Annotated in this window: 25 protein-coding genes, 1 pseudogene and 1 riboswitch; of the genes and pseudogenes, 17 read left to right on the top strand and 9 right to left on the bottom strand. The window is 35.3% G+C overall.

Going from position 1 to position 23,240, the window contains the following annotated elements; all coding sequences use genetic code 11:
- Positions 1 to 146: 146 nt before the first annotated feature.
- A pseudogene (locus M014_RS30600) lies at positions 147 to 281 on the bottom strand (glycolate oxidase); the annotation flags it as partial.
- Between the two features lie 374 nt (positions 282 to 655).
- Here M014_RS30600 and M014_RS0108795 point away from each other — a divergent pair.
- From M014_RS0108795 to M014_RS0108755, 9 genes are all read left to right on the top strand, one after another.
- A complete protein-coding gene (locus M014_RS0108795) occupies positions 656 to 1,627 on the top strand; it encodes a lipoprotein (RefSeq protein WP_026591394.1) in 972 nt (323 codons plus the stop codon).
- A complete protein-coding gene (locus tag M014_RS0108790) occupies positions 1,624 to 2,295 on the top strand; it encodes a response regulator transcription factor (RefSeq protein ID WP_026591393.1) in 672 nt (223 codons plus the stop codon). Before M014_RS0108795 ends, M014_RS0108790 begins: the two co-directional genes overlap by 4 nt.
- A gap of 1 nt (position 2,296) precedes the next feature.
- Positions 2,297 to 3,697 carry a sensor histidine kinase gene (locus tag M014_RS0108785; protein ID WP_026591392.1) on the top strand — a complete coding sequence of 467 codons (1,401 nt, stop codon included), beginning with the start codon at positions 2,297 to 2,299 and terminating at the stop codon, positions 3,695 to 3,697.
- Positions 3,698 to 4,015: 318 nt separating this feature from the next.
- Positions 4,016 to 4,705, top strand: coding sequence for a FadR/GntR family transcriptional regulator (locus M014_RS0108780; RefSeq protein WP_255259962.1), 690 nt, complete (start codon positions 4,016 to 4,018; stop codon positions 4,703 to 4,705).
- Positions 4,706 to 4,875: 170 nt separating this feature from the next.
- A complete protein-coding gene (locus M014_RS0108775; protein ID WP_026591390.1) occupies positions 4,876 to 5,595 on the top strand; it encodes a (Fe-S)-binding protein in 720 nt (239 codons plus the stop codon).
- A gap of 16 nt (positions 5,596 to 5,611) precedes the next feature.
- Positions 5,612 to 7,033, top strand: coding sequence for a LutB/LldF family L-lactate oxidation iron-sulfur protein (locus M014_RS0108770; RefSeq protein ID WP_026591389.1), 1,422 nt, complete (start codon positions 5,612 to 5,614; stop codon positions 7,031 to 7,033).
- Positions 7,033 to 7,743 (top strand): LutC/YkgG family protein, encoded by a 711-nt coding sequence (locus M014_RS0108765; RefSeq protein WP_026591388.1) that lies wholly within the window; start codon positions 7,033 to 7,035, stop codon positions 7,741 to 7,743. The genes M014_RS0108770 and M014_RS0108765 overlap by 1 nt, the downstream gene beginning before the upstream one ends.
- Before the next feature lie 114 nt (positions 7,744 to 7,857).
- Positions 7,858 to 8,580, top strand: coding sequence for a prepilin peptidase (locus M014_RS0108760; protein WP_026591387.1), 723 nt, complete (start codon positions 7,858 to 7,860; stop codon positions 8,578 to 8,580).
- 53 nt (positions 8,581 to 8,633) lie between these two features.
- Positions 8,634 to 8,945: a cyclic-phosphate processing receiver domain-containing protein gene (locus M014_RS0108755; protein ID WP_026591386.1), complete on the top strand. Its 312-nt coding sequence runs from the start codon at positions 8,634 to 8,636 to the stop codon at positions 8,943 to 8,945.
- A 33-nt stretch (positions 8,946 to 8,978) separates the two neighbouring features.
- Here M014_RS0108755 and M014_RS0108750 read toward each other — a convergent pair whose 3' ends face one another.
- From M014_RS0108750 to phaQ, 7 genes are all read right to left on the bottom strand, one after another.
- Positions 8,979 to 9,830, bottom strand: a complete 852-nt coding sequence (locus M014_RS0108750) for a formate/nitrite transporter family protein (protein ID WP_026591385.1) — start codon at positions 9,828 to 9,830, stop codon at positions 8,979 to 8,981.
- A 278-nt stretch (positions 9,831 to 10,108) separates the two neighbouring features.
- Positions 10,109 to 10,906 (bottom strand): TerC family protein, encoded by a 798-nt coding sequence (locus tag M014_RS0108745; RefSeq protein ID WP_026591384.1) that lies wholly within the window; start codon positions 10,904 to 10,906, stop codon positions 10,109 to 10,111.
- 79 nt (positions 10,907 to 10,985) lie between these two features.
- A riboswitch (yybP-ykoY riboswitch) is annotated at positions 10,986 to 11,162 on the bottom strand.
- A 38-nt stretch (positions 11,163 to 11,200) separates the two neighbouring features.
- Positions 11,201 to 12,520, bottom strand: a complete 1,320-nt coding sequence (locus M014_RS0108740) for a TrkH family potassium uptake protein (protein ID WP_026591383.1) — start codon at positions 12,518 to 12,520, stop codon at positions 11,201 to 11,203.
- Positions 12,521 to 12,635: 115 nt separating this feature from the next.
- Positions 12,636 to 12,821 carry an alpha/beta-type small acid-soluble spore protein gene (locus tag M014_RS0108735; RefSeq protein ID WP_000241213.1) on the bottom strand — a complete coding sequence of 62 codons (186 nt, stop codon included), beginning with the start codon at positions 12,819 to 12,821 and terminating at the stop codon, positions 12,636 to 12,638.
- A gap of 171 nt (positions 12,822 to 12,992) precedes the next feature.
- Positions 12,993 to 13,436, bottom strand: a complete 444-nt coding sequence (locus tag M014_RS0108730; RefSeq protein WP_026591382.1) for a MaoC family dehydratase — start codon at positions 13,434 to 13,436, stop codon at positions 12,993 to 12,995.
- Between the two features lie 101 nt (positions 13,437 to 13,537).
- Complete coding sequence (phaP, locus tag M014_RS0108725) at positions 13,538 to 14,062, bottom strand: polyhydroxyalkanoic acid inclusion protein PhaP (protein ID WP_026591381.1); 525 nt, start codon at positions 14,060 to 14,062, stop codon at positions 13,538 to 13,540.
- A 42-nt stretch (positions 14,063 to 14,104) separates the two neighbouring features.
- Positions 14,105 to 14,557 carry a poly-beta-hydroxybutyrate-responsive repressor gene (phaQ, locus tag M014_RS0108720; protein WP_026591380.1) on the bottom strand — a complete coding sequence of 151 codons (453 nt, stop codon included), beginning with the start codon at positions 14,555 to 14,557 and terminating at the stop codon, positions 14,105 to 14,107.
- A gap of 196 nt (positions 14,558 to 14,753) precedes the next feature.
- Here phaQ and phaR point away from each other — a divergent pair, with 196 nt between their 5' ends.
- The 5 genes from phaR to M014_RS0108690 all read left to right on the top strand — a co-directional run bounded on the left by phaR (position 14,754) and on the right by M014_RS0108690 (position 19,992).
- On the top strand, positions 14,754 to 15,224 hold the full coding sequence (phaR, locus tag M014_RS0108715; protein ID WP_026591379.1) for a polyhydroxyalkanoic acid synthase subunit PhaR: 471 nt from the start codon (positions 14,754 to 14,756) through the stop codon (positions 15,222 to 15,224).
- Between the two features lie 155 nt (positions 15,225 to 15,379).
- The gene (locus M014_RS0108705; protein ID WP_026591378.1) at positions 15,380 to 16,123 is read left to right on the top strand and encodes an acetoacetyl-CoA reductase; all 744 of its coding nucleotides are present in this window, start codon (positions 15,380 to 15,382) and stop codon (positions 16,121 to 16,123) included.
- Between the two features lie 83 nt (positions 16,124 to 16,206).
- Positions 16,207 to 17,292, top strand: coding sequence for a class III poly(R)-hydroxyalkanoic acid synthase subunit PhaC (gene phaC, locus M014_RS0108700; RefSeq protein ID WP_026591377.1), 1,086 nt, complete (start codon positions 16,207 to 16,209; stop codon positions 17,290 to 17,292).
- Positions 17,293 to 17,427: 135 nt separating this feature from the next.
- Positions 17,428 to 18,621 carry an NAD(P)/FAD-dependent oxidoreductase gene (locus M014_RS0108695; RefSeq protein WP_026591376.1) on the top strand — a complete coding sequence of 398 codons (1,194 nt, stop codon included), beginning with the start codon at positions 17,428 to 17,430 and terminating at the stop codon, positions 18,619 to 18,621.
- A gap of 21 nt (positions 18,622 to 18,642) precedes the next feature.
- A complete protein-coding gene (locus M014_RS0108690) occupies positions 18,643 to 19,992 on the top strand; it encodes a TrkH family potassium uptake protein (RefSeq protein WP_026591375.1) in 1,350 nt (449 codons plus the stop codon).
- A gap of 37 nt (positions 19,993 to 20,029) precedes the next feature.
- On the opposite strand, the gene M014_RS0108685 is transcribed toward M014_RS0108690, so the two are convergent.
- Positions 20,030 to 20,365, bottom strand: a complete 336-nt coding sequence (locus M014_RS0108685; RefSeq protein WP_026591374.1) for a DUF3905 domain-containing protein — start codon at positions 20,363 to 20,365, stop codon at positions 20,030 to 20,032.
- Positions 20,366 to 20,537: 172 nt separating this feature from the next.
- On the opposite strand from M014_RS0108685, the gene M014_RS29605 reads away from it, so the two are divergent.
- The 3 genes from M014_RS29605 to M014_RS0108665 all read left to right on the top strand — a co-directional run bounded on the left by M014_RS29605 (position 20,538) and on the right by M014_RS0108665 (position 23,229).
- Positions 20,538 to 20,690 carry a hypothetical protein gene (locus M014_RS29605; protein ID WP_026591373.1) on the top strand — a complete coding sequence of 51 codons (153 nt, stop codon included), beginning with the start codon at positions 20,538 to 20,540 and terminating at the stop codon, positions 20,688 to 20,690.
- Positions 20,691 to 21,124: 434 nt separating this feature from the next.
- The gene (locus M014_RS0108675) at positions 21,125 to 21,907 is read left to right on the top strand and encodes a DeoR/GlpR family DNA-binding transcription regulator (protein ID WP_026591372.1); all 783 of its coding nucleotides are present in this window, start codon (positions 21,125 to 21,127) and stop codon (positions 21,905 to 21,907) included.
- A gap of 692 nt (positions 21,908 to 22,599) precedes the next feature.
- Positions 22,600 to 23,229: a class II aldolase/adducin family protein gene (locus M014_RS0108665; RefSeq protein ID WP_026591371.1), complete on the top strand. Its 630-nt coding sequence runs from the start codon at positions 22,600 to 22,602 to the stop codon at positions 23,227 to 23,229.
- The last annotated feature ends 11 nt before the right edge of the window (positions 23,230 to 23,240 follow it).

Below are 23,240 nucleotides of genomic sequence, written 5' to 3'. Positions count from 1 at the left end.
TAATGGATGATTTTTAACAAAACTGTAATCTTTTTGTTGTTCTTTTTTTATATACGGTAACATATTTTTAATCTTGTAGCGCATAAAAAAGCGGCTATCTCTTTACATAGAAGAAGGAGATAGCCGTTTTCATATTGTTACATATATTACGAATTGTATTCAATTGCTTCCAATAATAAGTCTACAATGTAAATGCCTCTCATTTTATGCGAGAGTTTTCCCCGTTCAATACCGAGTTTCATTTGTAGTAATCATCCTAGATTTGCAGTGACAATTGTTGCCCCGTTTTGCAAGCTCTTTTGCGCCACTTTTTCCCCAGCATGATCGTGCAAGTGCCCCGTAACAACTTTTCTCTTTAGGAATTACTAGAGGAGTTTCATCGTAGCGTTCTTTGTTTCCAAAAACATCGTATTCATTAAACAATTAGTAATGGTACCTTGTATATTAATAATGATACTATTTTCAGTAATTAGTCTTTAAACCTCACGGATAATTTTGTTTACTAAGTCAGGAAAAGCATAATTTCCACACCTTTATTTTTATTTGTTGTACATTATATATACAGTTTCATAAAATAGGAAGATTTCACACTTTCCTCACAAATATTTGCTATTTTACAATTATAACGAAATCATTTATAGATGGAGGGAATCTTTTGAAGAAATACTTTTTTCTGCTATGTTTTTTGTTTCTATTAGCAGGATGTCAGGAGAATTCATATACACCGATTGCTAAAAATAAAAATATCATCATAACAACAAATATTAAAGAAGGTAGTGTTAGTTTTATTGATGAAAAGTCGAAAAAGACAGTAACAACATGGGAATTAAAAGAACCTATTACAGGAATTGCAATGCTTTCAGGCGGAGACGAGATGCTTGTGTATGGTAAACAATTAGAAGATATATATGTCTACTCGTTAGCAGAAGGAAAGCAAATTAGAAAATGGAAAACTGGGAAAGGGATTACAAATGTTTTAGTATCAAATGATGGAAAACAATTATTTATGGCTGATCAAAATGAACAAAAAGTACGTTTCTTTACGGTAAATGGAAAAGAGACCGGGAGTGTTTCTGTAGGGAAAGGTCCACTAACAATGGTGCAAAATGATAAACAGCTACATGTATTGAATTTTTATGACACGCAGCTATCTACAATCGATTTAGAAAAAAAGAAGGTTATACAATCTTTTATGGTACCACCAGCATCAACAGGGGCAATGGTTAGTAGCGATGGAAAGGAGATCTGGATTGGTGGACATGGTGATGGAAAGCAAGTGAATGAGAAAGTCTTAGTTTATTCATTAAGTAATGGAGAGATGATTCGTTCTTTACATGCACCATTTATGCCGGTTAGTCTTGTAGGGGATGAAAAGTTTGTATATACATTAAGTCATGGATCAAATACCTTAAGAAAATTTGATACACAAACTTATCAAGAAGTAGGAGCTCTTGAGGTAGGAGCTAATCCGTTTTCTTTTTTGAAGAGTAAGAAAGAGGGATATGTAGCTAGCTATGATAGTAATGAAGTGTATGTAATTGATATTCAAAAAATGAAGGTGAAACAAACGATTGCAGTTGGCAAGGGACCGTTTCAACTAACGCAGCGAGAAGGGGGAGGAAAATGAATAAACATAAGGTGTTACTTGTAGATGATGAAAGTGATATGAGACAACTTGTTGGCATGTATTTAGATAATTTCGGATATGAATGGGGAGAAGCAGAGAATGGAAAAGATGCCCTTCATATGCTTGATACAGAGCATTATGACTTTGTTATTTTAGATATTATGATGCCGGAGATGGATGGTATTTCAGTCTGTAAAGAAATCCGAAAATCATCGGATGTACCGATTATTTTTTTAACAGCAAAAGGTGAAGAATGGAATCGCGTCAATGGTTTACGGATGGGAGCAGACGATTATATTGTGAAGCCGTTTAGTCCAGGTGAACTCATTGCGCGTATGGAAGCTGTATTAAGACGATATACGAAACGTGAGCAACAAGAAGAACTTCAATTCGGTCCAATCGTTATTAATGAAAAAAGCCGGCGGATTGAGACGGAAGGGGAATCTATTTCTCTGACTGTAAAAGAGTTTGATTTACTTTATTTTCTTTGTCAGCATAGTGGACAAGTGTTTAGCCGTGAGCAATTGCTTGAAAAAGTATGGGGATATGATTATGCAGGAAGTACGAGAACGGTAGATACACATGTGAAAACGATGCGTTTAAAACTTGGAGAAAGTGGAAACTACATTCAAACGGTATGGGGTGTAGGTTATAAATTTGAGGTGTAACATGTTTACGATGGTACAAAAGCTTTGGCTTACGGTAGTATGTGCAGTATGTGTAACAGTTTCTTTTCTTTATTTCGTGTCCTTATATTCATATGAAAAGTTATATGTTCAAAACATTGAAGATTCATTAGTAATGGAAGGAAAAAGACTTGTATCTCAATATAAAAAGGAAGAAGGTACGTTAGCGTTTGGAGAAAAAGTTCAAGCATTTGATCATATTGCGAGTGCGGATGTACTTTTTGTGAGCAATCCTCGTGATTTAAGTGCCTGTTTACCTTTTGATGTACATCATCATTCTCTTATTAGTGAAAATGATAGACAAACATTGTTAGATGGAAAGACAGTTACAAAAGTTGGATATGAAGAACATTTTGATCGGAATATTATGGGGGTTGTCATTCCAGTTTTAGAAGGTAAGAAATTAGTTGGTATTGTGTACTCATATATTCCATTAAAGAGTATTAAAGATTTAATATACGATATGGGACTGATTTTAGCTCCATTAGCTTTCGTTATGATTTTACTTACAGTTTGGATTGGTAGAAAAATTATTATTACGATTACAAAGCCTCTTTCACAAATGGAACGAGTTGCGAATCATATGGCAACGGGAGATTTTTCTGAACGTATTACTATTTCGTCGGAAGATGAAATAGGTCGTTTAGGAAAAGCATTTAATAAAATGGCAAATTCATTGGAAATGGAAGATACAAAGCGCAAGGAATTTTTAGCAAATGTTTCTCATGAACTGCGGACGCCGCTCAGTTATATTAAGGGGTATAGTGAAGCGATATTGGATGGCGTTGCAAAGGGACAACAACAATCAAAATTTACACAGCTCATTCATAAAGAAGCTGGTCGTATGCAACGTCTTGTTCATGATTTGTTAGATTTGGCGCAACTTGAAGGAGATCATTTTCCATTAAAAAAACAACCGATTGTGTTTGCGCAGCTTATTGAAGATGTGTTAGAAACGTATGAATTAAAATGTATAGAAAAACGGTTGTATATTTCAAAGGATCTTGATCCTGATATTATTGTGATGATCGATGAAGACAGAATGCAACAAGTACTTCATAACTTGCTGGACAATGCGATTCGATATACAAATCAAGATGGTAGCATCTCTATACAATTGAAGAAAAAAGATAGGCAATGTGAATTGAAAATACAAGATACCGGAATCGGTATTGATGCTGAACATTTAGAGCAGCTTGGCGGACGTTTCTATCGGGTGGATAAAGCGAGAAGTCGTCAGCATGGCGGGACGGGCCTTGGCCTTGCGATTGTCAAACAAATTGTGCATATCCATGGTGGAGAGTGGCGAGTTGAAAGTGAAAAAGGAAAAGGAACGACAGTTATTATAAACTTATATGTAAATGAAGAAGGAAGTATGTTTTAAGTAAAGCATGCTTCTTTTTTATCAAGTTATTTGTGAGTAGTGGAGTTTCTACTGACGATAGTCTACTTTATTTAGATGCTATATAAATAGGAAATAAAGGCGAATCATATAGGAGAAATATAAACTATTACTGGTTGGAATATCCATTAATTGGATCCCTATAACAAAAATTTGGCGATTTTATGAACAAAACATTTGTACTTCTTACTAATTCGTTCTAAAATAGTTATGGATGCTATCTTATTTAAGCGTTTGAATTGTTGTTTGGATGATACTGAGGTGATTTAACTGGAGTACAAATCTATCAAACCGAAAAAAATTTACGAAGAGGTATCTGAAGCCATTTTAACAATGATAAAAAATGGTACATTAAAACCTGGTGACAAACTTCTTCCTGTTCATCAATTAGCTGAGCAGTTTCAAGTTGGCAGATCTGCGATTCGTGAAGCACTAAGTGCCTTGCGAGCGATGGGCTTAATTGAGATGAAACAAGGAGAAGGAACATATGTGAAGAACTTCGATTCTTCTGCATTAACAAAACCTTTAAATAACATGTTGTTAATGAAGAAGGAAGATATTTTAAATTTATTGGAAGTGCGAAAAGTGCTTGAAGTAGGGGCAGTTCGAGCGGCAGCAACAAAACGTACAGAAGATAATTTAAAAAATATGAAGCATTGGTTAGATGAAATGGAAAAAAGTATTGGGAATGAAAGAGCTGGTGAAAAAGCGGACTTTCATTTTCATATGGAAATTGCAAAGTCTTCAGATAACAACATCTTGCTTGAACTTATGAATCATGTTTCGGAAATGATTGCTGAGACGATTGGTGAATCGAGACGCATTATTTTATATGGTGAACAAACAACAGCAGAACGACTTTTAGAAGAGCATCAAGTTATTTACGATGCGGTATTGAAACAAGATGTAGAATCTGCACAACAAGCAATGCTGGATCATTTAACAAATGTAGAGCATATTGTCACAGGTAAACAAGATATAAATTCGTGATTTAGTCTTTCGAAATTTCATTTTTCTGATAAAATAGAGGAAGATTGAGTAAGCGTTTTCTTTTAGGGAGAGGGTCAGGTAGGTCGATTATGCCTAGCTTCTTCTTTCTATCAAGTCATCTGATGACCATATGATTGTTAATGAAGTTGTAATGAGGGGGAATTATAATTATGAAAGTTACTTTGTTTGTTACTTGCTTAGTCGATATGTTTGAAACAAATGTCGGTAAAGCAACAGTTGAATTGTTGGAGCGTTTAGGTTGTGAAATTGAATTTCCAGAAGCTCAAGTTTGCTGTGGACAACCAGCTTATAATAGCGGTCATGTAGAAGCAGCAAAAGAAGCGATGAAGCACATGATTGAGACTTTCGAAGATGCAGAGTATATCGTAACTCCATCTGGTTCTTGTGCGACAATGTTTCATGAGTATCCACACGTTTTTAAAGATGATCCAAAATGGGCACCTCGTGCACAAAAAGTAGCAGATCATACATATGAATTAACACAATTTATTGTAGATGTGTTAAAAGTTACAGATGTTGGAGCTAGCTTAGAAGGAACAGCAACTGTTCATAAATCTTGCCATATGACACGCATGCTTGGAGTAAAGGAAGCACCAGGAATTTTACTATCAAATGTAAAAGGATTAACTGTAAAAGAATTACCAAACGCACAAAATTGTTGTGGTTTTGGGGGAACGTTTTCAGTTAAGATGACACCAATTTCTGAGCAAATGGTAGATGAGAAAGTGAATAGTGTAATGGAAACGGGTGCTGATTATTTAATCGGTGCTGACTGTGGGTGTTTGTTAAACATTGGCGGACGTATTGAGCGCTTAGGTAAGGAAGTAAAAGTAATGCATATTGCTGAGGTATTGAATAGTCGCTCATAAAGGGGGAACATAAGCTATGTCTATGAAAATCAGTGAGAAAAAATTTAATGATCGCGTTGGCGATGGAATTCAAGATTCATTTATGCGTGGGGCAGTATCTTCTGCACAAACACGTTTATATACAAATCGATTAAAAGCAGCCGATGAATTAGGAAACTGGGAAGAATGGCGTGAACTTGGTGAACAAATTCGTCAGCATACGTTAGAAAATCTAGACTACTACTTAATGCAACTAAGTGAAAATGTATCTAAAAGAGGTGGTCATGTTTTCTTTGCGAAAACAAAAGAAGAAGCAGCCAAATACATTCAAGAGGTAGCAAAACAGAAACAAGCAAAAAAAGTTGTAAAATCAAAGTCGATGGTAACAGAAGAAATTAGTATGAACCATGCGCTTGAAGAGATTGGTTGTGAAGTGTTAGAGAGTGACTTAGGTGAGTACATTCTGCAAGTGGATAACGATCCACCATCTCATATCATCGCACCGGCACTTCATAAAAACAGAACGCAAATTCGTGACGTATTTAAAGAGAAGCTTGGATATGAAAATTCTGATGATCCATATGAAATGACAAAGTTTGTTCGTAAACAACTTCGTGAAAAATTTATGGATGCTGAAATTGGAGTAACGGGATGTAACTTTGCAGTTGCAAATACAGGTTCTCTTTGTTTAGTAACAAACGAAGGAAATGCTGACCTTGTTATGTCTATTCCAAAAACACAAATTGCAGTAATGGGTATGGAACGTATGGTTCCAACTATGGAAGAACTAGATGTCCTTGTTGGTTTACTATGCCGCAGTGCAGTTGGGCAAAAATTAACAAGTTATGTAACGGTAGCAGGACCAATTCAAGAAGAAGAAGTAGATGGACCAGAGGAGTTCCATTTAGTTGTTGTAGATAATGGACGATCTCAAATTCTTGGGTCTGAATTCCGTCAAGTCTTGCAATGTATTCGTTGTGCAGCTTGCGTAAACGTATGTCCTGTATATCGTCATGTTGGTGGGCATTCTTATGGATCCATCTATTCTGGTCCAATTGGAGCGGTATTAACACCACTTTTAGGTGGCTATGACGATTATAAAGAACTTCCGTATGCTTCTAGTTTATGTGGGGCATGTACAGAAGCTTGTCCAGTAAAAATTCCATTGCATGACTTGTTATTAAAACATCGCCAAGTCATTGTTGAGAAAGAAGGACGAGCACCACTTGCAGAAAAACTAGCAATGAAGATGTTTAGTATGGGTGCCTCTTCAGCAGCTTTATATAGAATGGGATCGAAAATGGCTCCGACAGCAATGAGTCCATTTACGGCTGGTAATCGTGTAACGAAGGGTGTAGGGCCGTTGAAAAACTGGACGGATATTCGTGAGTTCCCAGCTCCAAGTAAAGAAAGATTCCGAGATTGGTATAAAGATCACAAGAAAGGCGGGAACGACTGATGGCAGGGACAATTCAAAACCGTGATTCTTTTTTAGAGAACATTGCAAAAGAACTTGGACGTGCGCGTAAAACAGAAGGCGTACAGCGTCCAGTGTGGAAAAATAATGTGAACGTAGAAACGTTGAAAGATTATTCAGAGGAAGAATTGCTAGAAGTATTCAAAAAACAATGTACAAACATTCATACGACTGTAATTGAAACAACAAAGGATGAACTAAGTACAGCGATTCAAAAGATAATTGTGGAAAACGGCGGTGGACCTATTTTATTATCGCAGGACGAACGTTTTGCTACGTACGGTTTGAACTCTTTATTTTCTACAGAGCTCCCAAATCAGCATATGGAAGTAAACATTTGGGATCCGGAGAAAAAAGAGGGAAATATTCGTTTGGCTGAAAAAGCAAATATCGGTATTGCCTTTAGTGATTACACATTGGCGGAATCTGGTACAATTGTTGTGCAAAGTCATAAAGGTCAAGGTCGTTCTTTACATTTCTTACCTACGGTTTATTTTGCGATTATCCCACGTGAAACAATCGTACCACGTATTACACAAGCAGTTCAGGATATGAACACGCGTGTAGAGAATGGGGAAGCAGTAGCTTCTTGTATCAATTTCATTACAGGTCCAAGTAACTCAGCTGATATTGAAATGAATCTTGTTGTAGGTGTACACGGACCATTAAAAGCATATTATTTTGTAGTGTAAAATGGAGGAAAGCAGGCTAAGAAATGGCCTGCTTTTTTATTGGAACAAAGATAATGTGAAATGGAAGTATCGTACTCTTTCTGTTATATTTTTTGGGGGAAAGGGGAGGCTGATATGACATTTTATTTATATGCTTTTTTAATTGGAACGGTGCTCGGTTCTTTTTATACGGTTGTAGCAGTGCGTATTCCTATTGGACAATCGATTATTGCTCCGCGTTCTTATTGTCACTATTGTCGCCATACGTTAGGGGCGAAAGAACTTATTCCAATTATTTCATTTTGTTTGCAAAGAGGTTGCTGCTTTCATTGTAAAATGAAAATACCCTTTACGTATACATTGTTTGAGGGGATAACAGGGGTAGCATTTCTTTTTTCTGCGTGCGTAATTGGAATGGATGAAGAACTAATTCTTATATGGACGTTACTTTCTTTACTTATTATTATTACGATGACAGATTTATTCTATATGTTGATTCCAGATGTGGTTTTAGTCTGTTTTACGTGTTTATTTTTAATAGAGCATATTTTTATTTCGCTCGTTCCTTGGTGGGATAGCTTAATAGGCGGAGGGACGATATTAATTGTATTATATTTCGTTCAAATCATATTTCCAAATGGACTTGGAGGAGGCGATGTGAAATTACTTTCGTTACTTGGATTTATAATAGGGGCGAAGGCAATTTGTATTACGCTTTGTTTTGCTTCTATTTTGAGCCTTTGCTTTTTTGGAATTGGTATCTTGCTAAAGCGTATAACACCAAGACAACCATTGCCATTTGGACCGTTTATTGCACTTGGAACAGTATGTTATTTGGCTATGATATATTGGAGATAAAGTGAAAACGTAATTAGCGGGGTATAAATAGCGGGTGAAAGGAGAAGGAGAAAATGAACGTGTATATGGATGATCAAAGACCTAGTCCTTTCGGGTATGTTTTAGTAACAACGGTAGAAGTTGCTTTGAAAATTGTTAGAGAATATGATGTGAGTCTCTTATCTCTCGACTACAATATGGGATGGCGTCAGAAAAATGGTTTAGATTTTTTAGAAGTTTTTTGCATGGAAGGTCTTCATGTAAAGGAAATTCATTTACATACAAATGATTCAATTGGTATGCAGTACATGTTAGAGCAGATAAATAAAGGAAAAGAAGCGGGAGATATTTCTTCAAGTATACAAGTGAAATGTACTGGAAGTTAAAAAAGTTCCAAGGAAACCCGAGGAACTTTTTTCTTAATGTTTCATATGTGCTTGTAAAGGAAGGATCTCTTCTTGTTGAACTGTTTCTAGGTTGTCTTCTACTATGTTAGGTTCTGGATTTTTTTGAGTTAAATAATGATATACCATACCAACGAATACAGATCCACCAACAATGTTACCGATTGTAACTGGAATTAAGTTATGGATAGCACCAGCGAAAGAAATTGTATCTGGATGTGGTGATACTAAAGATAATGCAAATAATGATAAGTTTGCGATGCTATGTTCATAACCAGATAGGAAGAAAGTAAAGACAAGAAACATTATCATAAGTATTTTTGCTGCATCCCCTTTTACTTGAGAAGGAAGAAAACATGCAAGGCACACAAGCCAGTTACATAAAATCGCTTTGAAAAATAATTGCATTGTAGGTGTTCCCATTTTTCCTGCAACGACTGTACTCATCAAATGTCCATGATCGATTGATTGGAAAATACCAGTTGCATAAAATAACAATGCAAAAAATACTGCACCTACTAAGTTACCTGCATAACAAGCAACCCAATTACGAAGTGTATCGCGAATTGTTGTTTTTTTTCGTAGAGTTGAGACTGTAAAATACATTGTATTTCCTGTGAATAATTCAGCTCCACCATATATAATTAATATAAGTGCAATTCCAAAAAACATAGAAGATGTTAAATATGTTGCGGGTGAATGTACAACATTGAAGAAATTTCCTAATTTAAAACATAGTACAATAATAAAACCAATATAGACGCCAGCTAGTGCAGCACGAATGAAATATTGCATAGGATTTACATCCAACATTTGTTTCTTTTTCTGCGCAAGTTGTACAATGTAAGCTAATCCTTGTTCTAGCATAAGTAATACGCTCCTTTAGTGCATTGTCTGTAAGTACTCTTCATATGAATAAGGTACACGTATTTACGCCTAGTTTCAATAAGTTTGTTCAATGTTTCACAAAAAGGACATACCTTCCGAATGAAAGCGCTAACAAATTATAGTATAATATCATATGTTTGTAAAAATAGAGGGGGAATGGAAACTTTTTGTTTTTCAAGGATGGCCGATGGATTAATTGTCCTCCATCTATTTTTTGGGAGTCTATTTCGTGTGAGATAAATGAAAAAGCGCTGTTGTTACAGCGCTTTTTCATCCAAATTCTTTTGTGTAGTTTGGACACTCGTATCTTTTGAGAAAAACCAACCGCCAGCTGCGATTCCGATTAATACAACCCAGAAACCTAATTTCCATGGGGTAGACTCTGGAAAACTATGTGGAATAACACCTAAAGCAGGGTGAGCTAATGTATAAACAGCTAATTTAACACCAACCCAACCAACGATTAAGAAAGCTGCAGTTTCTAAGCCAGGTTTGCGTTTTAATAATTGTACGAAAGCTGATGCTGCAAATCGCATAATGATTAAACCAATGAGCCCACCTGTAAAAATAACAAGGAATTGTCCTGTATCAAGGCTACCAATTGTACCAAGACCTGTTTTTGGTAAAGTTACCGCTAACGCAACAGCAGCTAAAATAGAGTCAACTGCAAATGCAATGTCAGCCACTTCAACTTTAAATACGGTCCACCAAAAGTTTTCTTGTTTTTTCTTTGTTTCTTTTTCTTGTGTTTCTTCATGTGTATTCTTTTTGACATACGTTTTAAATAAATGGTTACCAGCGATAAACATTAAGTAAATCGCACCGATTGCTTGCACTTGCCATACGTCGACTAAGAAAGAAATCATAAACAATGATCCAAAACGGAACACGAAAGCTCCTGCTAATCCGTAAAATAATGCTTTTTTTCGTTTTTCTTCTGGTAAATGTTTTACCATGATGGCAAGAACTAGTGCATTATCAGCAGCTAAAATTCCTTCTAGTGCAATTAAAATAAGCAATACCCAACCATACTCCAATAATAATGATACATCCATGTACATTCTCCTCTCATTTGTATAAATCCTAAACAAGTGAAGAAATTCCCCATTGTTTAGTTTCCCCATATTCCCACCTATCAACGGTAGAAGAATCTAGAAAAAATGCAAAAAAGACCTCTGCCGCTAATAGGCAAAGGTCTTGCTAGACATATGTAATGAAAATGCCAACAAAGCCGGAAGAACTAAGTTCTACGTAATGACGACTTTGTTTCCAAGAATAAGTTCTTGGACGCTACTCCCCTTTGGAGATATGCTATTATATTTTTATTATATGGATGATGTAAATGTTTGTCAACCTGTTAAAATGTCTTCGTTTGGATATTTTATCTTTTTTTGGTTTTTACGTGCAAAAGAAAATGCTAATGTTAAAGGACCCATTTTCCCAAAAAACATCATAAAAATAATAGTTATTTTCCCTATTATTGTAAGTTTTGAGGTGAGCCCCATACTTAGACCAACAGTCCCAAATGCTGAAAATACTTCAAAGGCACTCATTAAGAGAGGAACTTGTTCGGTGATACTTAAAATTAATATGGCAAAGAAAATACATGAGATTGAAATGACTACAATGGCGAGTGATTTTACAATCAAAGCATCTTTGATTGATTTTTTAAAGATGACAATGTCATCTTGCTCTTGTAAAAATTTAAGAACTCCTAATAACATAATTAAAAAGGTTGTTAATTTAATTCCTCCGCCTGTTGAAGCGCTGCCAGCTCCAATGAACATGAGTAACATCATCAATAAAAGAGATGGTTTTGTTAATTGCGCTATGTCTACAGTATTAAATCCAGCTGTGCGTGTGGAAACAGCTTGGAAATAGGCTGCTAGTCCTTCTTCAAACGGTGTAAATCCTTTCATAGAATTTGGATTATGAAATTCAAATATAAAAATTAAGATTGTAGCAGCTACATTTACAATAAGAGTAGATGAGAGCATAAGTTTTGAGTGTAACGTAAGGTTCTTAAAGTTTCGTTTTCTCTTTATATCCACTATGACTGTGAAACCGATTCCTCCTAAAATAATGAGAGAAGAAATTACTATGTTCACGAGTATACTATGAGATTGAGACATTAAATTATCAGTCCAAATAGAAAATCCGGCGTTGTTAAAGGCCGAAATAGCATGAAAAAAGCTATAATATAGCCCATAAAACAATCCGTACTTTGGAATCCATTCAAAAGCAAGAAGAAGGGTAGCAAAACATTCAACTGTAAAAGAAAATAAAAACAATGATTTCGCGAGACGGATCACTCCTCCAATGTTTGTTTGGTTTAATGCTTGTTGTAGTAAAATTCGATTTTGGAGGCCGATTTTTCTTCCGAGCATAATGGCGATTAATATGGCAAAGCTCATAATGCCAAGGCCGCCAACTTGTATGAGTGTTAAAATGACAAGTTGACCAAACAAGGTGAATACTTTTCCTGTGTCAACAACGCCGAGCCCTGTAACTGTAAACGCAGAAACAGTTGTAAATAAGGCATCTAGCCAAGAAATTGAAGTTGTAGTGGAAATAGGTAGTTTTAATAGGCATGTTCCGATAATGGATAGTGCAATAAATGATAACGTAAGTACACGGGGTGGACTCATTTTAATATTAATCCGCTTCATATCATATACCTTTCCTTTCGGCTTTCTCTTTGTAGTATGTCAAAAAGGATGAGAATGTATGTTGAAAAGGAAAAGAGGCAGAATATATCTGCCCCTAAATCAATGTTATATAGAATTATCCACGTAATTGCTGTTGTGCTAAGGAAACGAGACGTTTTGTTACTTCGCCACCAACAGATCCATTAGAACGAGATGCTGTATTAGAACCTAAACTTACACCGAATTCTTGAGCAATTTCATATTTAAATTGTTCTAATGCTTGCTCAGCACCAGGAACAAGTAATTTATTTGTTTTAACCATCAATAACACATCCTAACTTATATTCCAGTTTATTTGTTAAGGACTATTTTTCTAATACAAGCCTACTGTATAAACTGGTATCGTTAGTGTATGTGTTATTGGTTTGGACATACACGGAAGTAATCGGTGCGATTAGAAGTTATTGGATATGAAAAAAGAGTAGCGTATTTGCTACTCTTTTTTCATTATGGTTGCTGTACCTTCGACAACTATGTCATTCAATTGATTATATACATTTGTTTGCAATGTAATAATTTTTTTATCATCACGTTTTTTGATCACTTCTGCGACTACGCGTAAGGTATCACCAATTTTTACAGGTGCACGAAATGATACATTTTGTGATAAATAAATTGTATTTTTTCCTGGTAACTTTGTTCCAAGAACGGTAGAGATATAACCTGAAACAAGCATGCCGTGTGCAATTCTTTCTTTAAACATTGTCGTCTTTGCAAAAGAGTCCAGAATATGAATGGGATTTACATCACCGGTCAATTTTGCAAAATTGATAATGTCTTCATCGGTAATCGTTGTTACTAATGATGCTTGATCGCCAACTTGAATCTCATCATAATGAAGCTCTGGAACAGACTGCGCTTCTTGAAATGGATTCATTTTTTCCTCCTTCTTTTCCATACCGAAAAATGTAAGCCATCTTGATGTAATGGGGGGAAGAAAGAGTTTAGTTTGTTCTGCGGTAAGCTTCCACATTTTCCTTACTTGATGGAAGTAAATAGATTTTTTGAGTTTTCCTCGAACTTTTTTACGAGTTCCAGTTGAGTAGATTTGAACTCCTCCAAAAAACCTTCTAATTGTTTTTGAACCTCATCACGTTGAAGTTGTTGTTGTTCAATGAATTGTTTTGTTGTTTCTTCAAACTGGCCGCTTGTTTGAGTAAGAATTGACAAAGATGTTTTTGTTGGGGACACAGTAAGTTGGTGAATATGATTAGAAAGTTCATTCCACTTTTCTTGCCATTCGTTAATTTGTTCATTTAAGGAGTTACCTGTGAATTGTTTCACATATTCTGTATATTGACTATTATATTGAGTAGTGAATTGTTGTAGTTCTTTTTCAAGCTCATCTACTCCTGCTGTTAATTTATGCAAAGCATCCTGCTGTTGTTTTAACGTTTCTAAAGTAAGTTGCTCTAATTGTTTCCCTGCTGAAGAGAAAAGGGAAAGAGAATGCGACCAATTTTTCCAAAATGCATCGACCAGTTCGTAAGGTTTAGTTTCCATGGTTTGACCTCCAAATATTTTTTTGCATATTGTGAACGCAGATTATTCTGCTGTACCACCAGGTGAAGATGAAGATTTTTTTTCATCCTTTTCTGGAGAAGTAGAAAATGGAAAGAATGCATTGGTGTATAACGTGAAGAATGTTCGTAGCATATTCTGATAATGCTCAAAAGAGGTCGCGCATGTTGCTAAATATTGCTCTCCATATTCTGTTAAAGAATAGATTCGTTTTGCTGGCCCTCCGTCACTTGTATCCCAAGTAGAAGAAATAAGATTTTCTTTTTCTAACTTGCGTAAGGTTCGATAAACATTACCTTGGTCAACAGAAGAAAAGCCGATGTCCATTAACATTTGAATCAGTTTGTAACCGTGAAGACTCCAGTCTTTTAGACAGAGAAGTAAGAAGGGAACTAAGAAGTTTTTTGGCATGGAGTTTGGTTGTTTCGCTTGGTTTTTTTCCAAATTTTCTTGTTGTTCTGGTTCATTATGTAGCATGATTGTGCATCACCTCATGAATCAGTTAGATGGAATTTTTTGCTTATAAGTGCAATTTACACCTATCTGTTTTTAATGTCAATACATTTGTTGGAAGATATAAAAATAAAATACAGACTTGAAGTTTTATTCAGAATATTGGAAAATAGTGAATAGGTTGAATTGTTTCAAAAACAAATAAAGGAGTGTAGGAGAAGTGATTGATCAAAAATTCGATCCACTACAAGCATGGAAAGAAGCTTATGAACAGACCGAAACATTTTGGGGAAAAGCGCTCAATGAAACAATCAAAACAGAAGAGTATTCTGCTTGGATGGGAAGCGTTCTAGATTTGAATTTGTTTTATCAGAAGATGTTAAATGATGCAACAAAGGGATATTTAGAAAAAGTGAACATACCAACCCAAGAAGATATAGCAAGAGTAGCTACGCTTGTTATTAACTTAGAAAATAAAGTTGATAACATTGAAGAGTTTTTGGAAGAAAAAGCAGAATCCATAGGACAATCTCCTACGTTAAAACGCGACGTAACAAAAGTGAAACAAGATATTCGTACATTGGAAAATAAAGTAGATAAGATTTTAGAATTACTGGAAAAACAAAATGAAGTATTAGCAAATTTACAAGAACCTGTGAAAGCGCCAGTGAAACCAGAAAATAAAAAGTGATGAATAAGCGCCTTGTTTACATGTTTCAAAAAGGGAAGGGAGAATCTCTTTTTGGGACAGTATAACGGCGAAAAAATATTATATATGGGACTTTTTCATATAAGTGCCAATTTGATTCATTCATTATCGTTCACAAATTTAAAGGGGGAAAAGAAATGACTCAATTAAATGGTAAAGTAGCGATCGTAACAGGTGGAGCAAAAGGGATTGGAAAAGCGATTACAGTAGCATTAGCAAAAGAGGGAGCAAAGGTTGTTATTAACTATAATAGCAGTAAAGAAGCGGCTGAAAATCTAGTGAATGAATTAGGAACAGAAGGTCATGATGTATACGCAGTTCAGGCGGATGTTTCTAAGCTAGAAGATGCGAAGCGTCTTGTAGATGAAGCTGTGAATCATTTTGGTAGGGTAGATATTCTTGTAAATAACGCTGGTATTACAAGAGATCGTACTTTCAAGAAGTTAAACCGTGAAGACTGGGATCGTGTAATTGATGTGAACCTAAGTAGTGTATTTAATACAACGAGTGCGGCACTTCCTTACATAACAGAGTCTGAAGAAGGAAGAATCATTAGTATTTCTTCTATTATTGGACAGGCCGGTGGATTTGGTCAAACAAACTACTCAGCAGCAAAAGCTGGTATGCTAGGATTCACAAAATCATTAGCACTAGAACTTGCGAAAACAAATGTAACGGTGAATGCGATTTGCCCAGGATTCATTGATACAGAAATGGTAGCAGAAGTACCAGAAGATGTTCGCCAAAAAATCGTTTCTAAGATTCCAAAGAAACGTTTTGGACAAGCTGATGAAATTGCAAAAGGTGTTGTATACCTGTGCCGTGATGGAGCGTATATCACTGGTCAACAGTTAAATATTAACGGCGGATTATATATGTAATGAAGAAAGAGGAGAGTGCATATCCATAGCAGGAGTGCACTTCTTTCTTGAAGAAGGAAATCTATCAAAAAGGAGATAGGAAAATGACTACATTCGTAACAGAATGGGAAAAGCAATTGGAACTATACCCAGAAGAATACCGAAAAGCATATCGTCGTTTTAAAAGAGCGAGTGAAGTTTTACTACGTGAACCAGAGCCACAAGTTGGTTTAACTCCCAAAGAGGTTATTTGGACGAAAAATAAAACGAAGCTGTATCGTTACATTCCAAAGCAGGAAAAAACACATTCTGTTCCTATTTTATTAATTTATGCGCTAATTAATAAACCATATATTATGGATTTAACACCAGGAAATAGCTTGGTAGAATATTTAGTAGATCGTGGTTTTGACGTGTATATGCTTGACTGGGGTACATTTGGGTTAGAAGACAGTCATTTGAAATTTGATGATTTCGTGTTCGATTATATTGCAAAAGCGGTTAAAAAGGTAATGAGAACTGCAAAATCGGACGAGATTTCTTTACTTGGTTATTGCATGGGTGGTACGCTAACATCCATTTATGCGGCGCTTCATCCACATATGCCGATCCGGAACTTAATTTTTATGACAAGTCCGTTTGATTTCTCTGAAACAGGATTATATGGTCCATTATTAGATGAAAAGTATTTTAACTTAGATAAAGCAGTAGATACATTCGGAAATATTCCACCGGAAATGATTGATTTTGGAAATAAAATGTTAAAGCCGATTACAAATTTTGTTGGTCCATATGTCGCTTTACTTGATCGCTCAGAAAATGAACGCTTTGTAGAAAGCTGGAAGCTCGTTCAAAAATGGGTTGGAGATGGTATCCCGTTCCCAGGCGAATCATACCGACAATGGATTCGTGATTTTTATCAAAATAATAAGTTGGTTAAAGGTGAGCTCGTAATTCGAGGACAAAAAGTACAACTTGAAAATATTAAGGCAAATGTCTTAAATATTTCTGCAAAACGCGATCATATTGCGTTGCCATGTCAAGTAGAGGCGCTCTTAGACCATATTTCTAGTACAGATAAGCAATATGTGTGTTTACCGACAGGACATATGTCAATCGTATACGGTGGAACGGCTGTAAAACAAACGTATCCTACAGTTGGAGATTGGCTTGAGGAACGCTCTAATTAAAGTGGTACGCTATAGTGGATGTATGAAGTACCTTTTTGATGCATTCAATAGGAATTCCAACTAGTGTAATCTAGTTGGAATTTTTTTTTTGAAATGATGAAAAATAGGAAAAACATTCGCTTTAGGAGTATAGTGATGAAACTAACATTAGGGAAGTTGTTTTGGAATGAAGGGGTTTGTATGCCTTGTTATCCACTATTAGAAAATGATATGATATGTGATGTGTTGATTGTGGGAAGCGGTGAAACTGGTGCTCATATTGCGTATTTTTTAACATTGTTAGGTATGGATGTTGTACTCATTGATAAACGAAAAATTGCAAATGGAAGTACACTTGCGAATACAGGTCTGCTTCAATTTAGCCATGATAAGTCATTAACTTCTATGATTCATACATTTGGCGAAGCAAGAGGAGTACGTGCGTATCAACTTTGTTATGAGGCGCTGAAAACTTTAGAACAAGTTGTTCCAAAGCTAGAGATGGATCCGTGTTTCATTCCAAAAAGTAGCTTATATTACGCAAGTCAAAATAAAGATATTTCATTTTTACAAGAAGAGTATGAAACATTAAAACGTTATGGATTTCCCGTTGATTATTTTACAGAACGTGACGTTAAGAAGCGTTATTCATTTACAAAACCAGCGGCTTTATATACATACGGGGATGCAGAAGTGAACCCTTATATATTAACGCAAGGTCTTATACATAAAGCAAATCAACTAGGGGCTTCTATTTTTAAAGATACAGAGCTTATGCATATTAAGCCTGTTGAAAAAGATTTAGTTTCCTATACAAAAACAGGTAAGAAAATTATAGCGAAAGCAGTAATTATGGCTACGGGATATGAAACATTATTTGGGAAAAAAGAAGCAAATACAACAGTAGAAACAACTTATGCAATTGTTACAAATAAACAAGAGCATTTTAATGGGTGGCATGAACAATCCTTAATTTGGGAAACGGCTCGTCCGTATTTATATTTTCGCACGTATAAGAATCGAATTATTGCAGGCGGATTAGATGAACCGATGCTATTTCAGAAGTTTGGTGATACGAAGTTATTGCATAAACGAGAATTACTTACTAAAATTATACAAGAGATGTTTCCAAATCTTTCAAATGTAAGAGCTGAATATTATTGGGCTGCTGCATTCGGGGGAAGTCATGATGGCCTTCCTATTTTTAAAGAAGATGGAAAAATCTCCAATCTATATTATGCATTACCGTATGGGGGAAATGGGACTGTATATGGAATGGTATTCGCAAAACTATTTCAGCAGTTATTTACAAAGAAAGAAAATGGTGATTTTTCTTTGTTTAATCGATAAAAAAGGTAGCGAAGTGATGGAATGAGAGATATAAAGAAATTTTTGCAAAAATTGCGTCCGGTACAGCTTATCGTTTTATTTTATTTTATAGCCGTAATTGTTTCGGTAATTTTATTAAGTTTACCATTTTTCATTAAACCAGGTGTAAAGTGGACGTTTATAGATGCTTTATTTACATCTGTTAGTGCTGTAAGCGTTACAGGACTTTCCGTCGTTTCTATTCCAGATACGTTTAATACAGCGGGCATTATCGCCTTGGCTCTTGTGTTACAATTAGGCGGTTTAGGAATTATGGCACTTGGTACATTTGTTTGGATGTTAACAGGTAAGAAAATAGGTTTGCAGCGAAGACGATTAATTATGGCAGACCATAACCAAGGGAATTTATCAGGGCTTGTTGAACTTATGCGGTCTATTTTAATTTTGATTGTTTCAATAGAAGTGATTGGGGCACTCCTCTTGGGTACAAGGTTTTTACTCTATTTTCCAACCTGGCAGGAAGCGTATTTTCATGGTTTTTTTGCCGCTGTTAGCGCGACGACGAATGGCGGATTTGATTTAACAGGTCAGTCGCTTATTCCATATAAAAATGACTATATTGTACAAATTATTCATATGCTGCTTATTATTTTAGGAGCAATTGGATTTCCTGTGCTAATGGAAGTAAAACAGTATTTGAGTAAGGAAAAACATCAATTGTTTCGTTTTTCATTATTTACAAAGCTAACTACCACAACATTTTTTTCGCTTGTTATTGTTGGAACAATCGTTATTTTTTTATTGGAACGAAATCAATTTTTAGTAGGGAAGTCTTGGCATGAAACGGTGTTTTATACACTGTTTCAATCCGTTACAACGAGAAGTGGCGGATTAGCAACAATGGATATACGGGACTTGTCACAGCCGACACTTTTATTTATGAGTGTTTTAATGTTTATCGGTGCTTCTCCAAGTTCAGTTGGGGGAGGGATACGTACGACAACGTTTGCTGTGAATATGCTTTCCTTATATACGTTCGCGAAAGGTGATAGAACGGTACGCATTTTTAAACGACAATTGCATGAGGAAGACGTTTTAAAAGCGTCCGTTGTTATGACTATGGGGATTTTATTATGTGCTTCGGCGTTATTTATTTTGTCTATGACTGAAAATGTACCATTTATGAGTTTAATTGTTGAAGTGTGCTCTGCATTTGGAACGACTGGATTATCAACAGGCATAACTTCTGATTTAACAACGGTCGGAAAACTTGTGTTAATTGTTCTTATGTTTATTGGTCGTGTTGGTATTTTAACATTTATTTTAGCCAGTGGTGGAAGGGAACAACCGCCTCGCTATAAATATCCGAAAGAGAGAATTATTATTGGATAACATGAAACCATTCTACCTATGAGGGTAGAATGGTTTTTTAATCGTTAATACCAAATTGAGGATGCATAAATGAATCTTCGGTTCTGTCTGTTTCGTTCTGTAACAAGTCTTGATTTTCTTCTGAAATCCATCCGATATCATTTGTGGGATGAATCCATTCCTTACCAGCCATAATGGCCGGATCAACTTCATCGCTCCAATTATTAAGTGGGCTATTTTTAGAATTGTATTTACTGTCTCCAATTACAACATCATATTGATTAATAAAGGGTTGTTGCATTTGTTTTCCAGTTCCTTTAAAGGATGGAAAATTCATTTGGTGCGGAAGTGTCTCATCTAAAATGGGTGAATCAATTTGTTGTTTTTTCTTCAAAATAATCGTTCCTTTTTTATTATAGTAGGCGATATAAATTCCTGTTCAAGTATAGTGTTTCCCTATATAAGTTACTTTGTACTTGTTAACACTTCCCATCAATAATTTTTGAAAGTTTTCTCAAACTAAGATAGAAAGTGATAGGTCATTACAGTGAAGGAAGGTATTGTTGATGGTAAAGCGAAAAGTAAAACAACATGCAGCAATGAATCATAATAAAACTCCAAAAGAAAGTCTGCCAGACGCAGAATTTGCGGTAGAGTATGAAAATGAAAACCCAGCGAAATATGCAAATCGTAATTCGAAAAAAAGTAAGCAAAAATGAGGCGTTTTTTACAAACGCCTCATTTTTTTGTGGGATTTTTAATCTTTTTTTAATTTCTTGTAAATTTTATGTTTTTTGTTAGCAGAAAAATTTGAAAAAACATTGAAGTAGCAACGCATTACACAAAAATAAACAACAAACAAAAGATTAATGTTGGTTTAATACTGCTTTTACACTGGGTGTTTATATTGAAGTTGTACATAAGAAAAATAAAAGGAGAGAGAAACAGTGAAGAAGTTTTCCGAAATTCAAAAATCATTTTGATGAGTTAGAAAAACGAGGCATCCGTATTTACGAAGAGATTTGTCTAGTAGAAGAAAACTATGATTTTGTATAAATGAAACTTTCATTCGTCAATTCCTATATGCATTCCATTCCAAAATCTTGAGCTGGGATTTGGTTACCTATATAAGCGAGATAAATGAGGTGAAATTATGTCTGTTGTTGGAGAAGAGAGAAAGCGTAGTATTCTTGAAAAAGTAGAGTTTAAGGGAAAAGTGAAGGTTTCAGAGTTAGCAAGTGAGTTCTCCGTATCAACGGAAACCATTCGAAGATATTTAGAAGAGCTTGATCGGGAAAAGAAATTGAAGAAAGTATATGGGGGAGCGGTCCAACTTCCAGGAGCTGGTATCGAACCACCTATGCTAGAAAGAGAAATGCTACATATTGAAGAAAAGAAAAGAATCGGCTATAAAGCAGCAACTTTTGTAGAAGATGGTGATGTAATTGTTATCGATGATGGGAGTACGCCACTCCAAATGGTTCCTTATCTCGTTCATCGGAAAAACTTAACTGTCGTGACGAGCTCATTTCCTGTTGCAACTCAATTAATTTCTTCTATAAATAAAAAAATGTTTGATGGTGAAGTATTGTTTATTGGAGGAAAGGTGTCTCCAAAACATTGTCGTGTATCAGGTTCTATTTCGCAGCAAGCCATTCGTCAGTTTCATTTTCATAAGGCATTTATTTCAAGTGATGGATTGTTACCTGGCTTTGGGGTCTCGAGTTTTGAATTGGAAAAAGCTAAGTTATCAGAAGCGATGATTCAATTAGCGGAGAAGACATTTATTTTATGTGATCATACAAAACTTGGGGTAAAAGGAAATTATCGAATTGCTGGTTTGTCTAATATAGAGCACATAATTTGCGATAAAAAAATGCCGCATAGTTTTGAAGAATTTATTACAAAAAATAATATTTGTTGGACGATTAGTTAAATATAGGTTTGTCGTTCTAGAAGGGTATATAAAGTGAAACTTTAATCAGTGGGAGTTTTCTTCATCCCCACCGATTATTAACACGACCAATCGAGCTCTTCCTGTCCATTCATGCGGGATAAATTCAAATTAAAAAACTGATATCCCTCCTTCTTTTAAGTGTGAGAGAGGGTTCAGCTATGCATAGAAGGGTTTTTTAGCCCCATGCCAGGTGAGCGATCACTTTTTTGTTCTTCATAGCAGTGACTTATATGTTGAAGAAGCAAAATGGATGTATATAGTTGTGAAAGAGAATTGAAAAAGTTTTGTATCAGTACAAAAAATGGACACATTTTTCAATTTCCTTCATATAATTTACCAATAGAAAGAAAGTTGACTGAAGGAAAGAAGGGGAAGAGGTGTCGGAACGCTTGCATAATAAACTTATATTGTATGCGAATATATTACAAAAGCTCGGCGTTATTACTGAACGGGAAAAGAGTGAGATGCTTCAAATAGTGAACAAAAAAGCTCTGTGAAAGAGCTTTTTTGTCGTGTAATCTGCGCCTAATTTTCAAGTGGAATGGAGAAATCATATTGACAAAAAGAGTTTCTCATGTGATAATTCAATTAAATTTTTGGAATAATCAAAAAATAATTTTTACATAGAAGTGGTTGAACCACTAAAGTGATATTCTCATGGGGGTGACGAAATGTTATTTTTTTTAAAGAAGTGGAAAGAGTTGAGAGATGTAAAAATGGAATTAGCTCTTCGTGATTGGTTTTATGGTACAAAAATTAGTTTATCTATGCGGACATCACAAGAACCGTTAACATTTTTAGTAAATATTGAAGGAAGAGATAAAGGGTTATTTGCAGAAGAAGATTTTATTGTAGTAAATAGTATGTGCGAGCCTGTATTTGCAAATGATGAAAAACCAGCAGTTGAATCGTTTATGCATGCGGATATTTATAAAAAAGGTAATGCGGAGTGTATTTTGCAAGTTCAAACTGTAGATAGTCATTTAATGTCAGAGCTATATGGAAAAGACGGAGAAGTGACATTTGAAAAACGTACTGTAGAACGTGTTTTTGGAAAAGAAGGAATTAAAGAGATTACAATTCCAATTGTAGAAAATGAAAAGAAGTTTGCTGATTTATTAGAGAATCATGTCCCTAATTTTATAGAAGGTGGCGGTGCTGTACTTGTTCATAACTATGGAATGCTTGTATGGGGAAACTCACCAGAAGAGACGAAAAAGTGGCTAGAGGGGTTAGAGTATTTAATGAATTATCATGTGAAATTATTGATGATTAAAGGAAATAAGAGTTCAGTTATATAAAAAGAACAATT

Source organism: Bacillus sp. UNC437CL72CviS29, assembly GCF_000482345.1.
Taxonomy (GTDB): domain Bacteria; phylum Bacillota; class Bacilli; order Bacillales; family Bacillaceae_G; genus Bacillus_A; species Bacillus_A arachidis.
The sequence above is the reverse complement of the archived record's forward strand: the minus strand, read 5'-3'. Positions and strand labels throughout refer to the sequence as shown.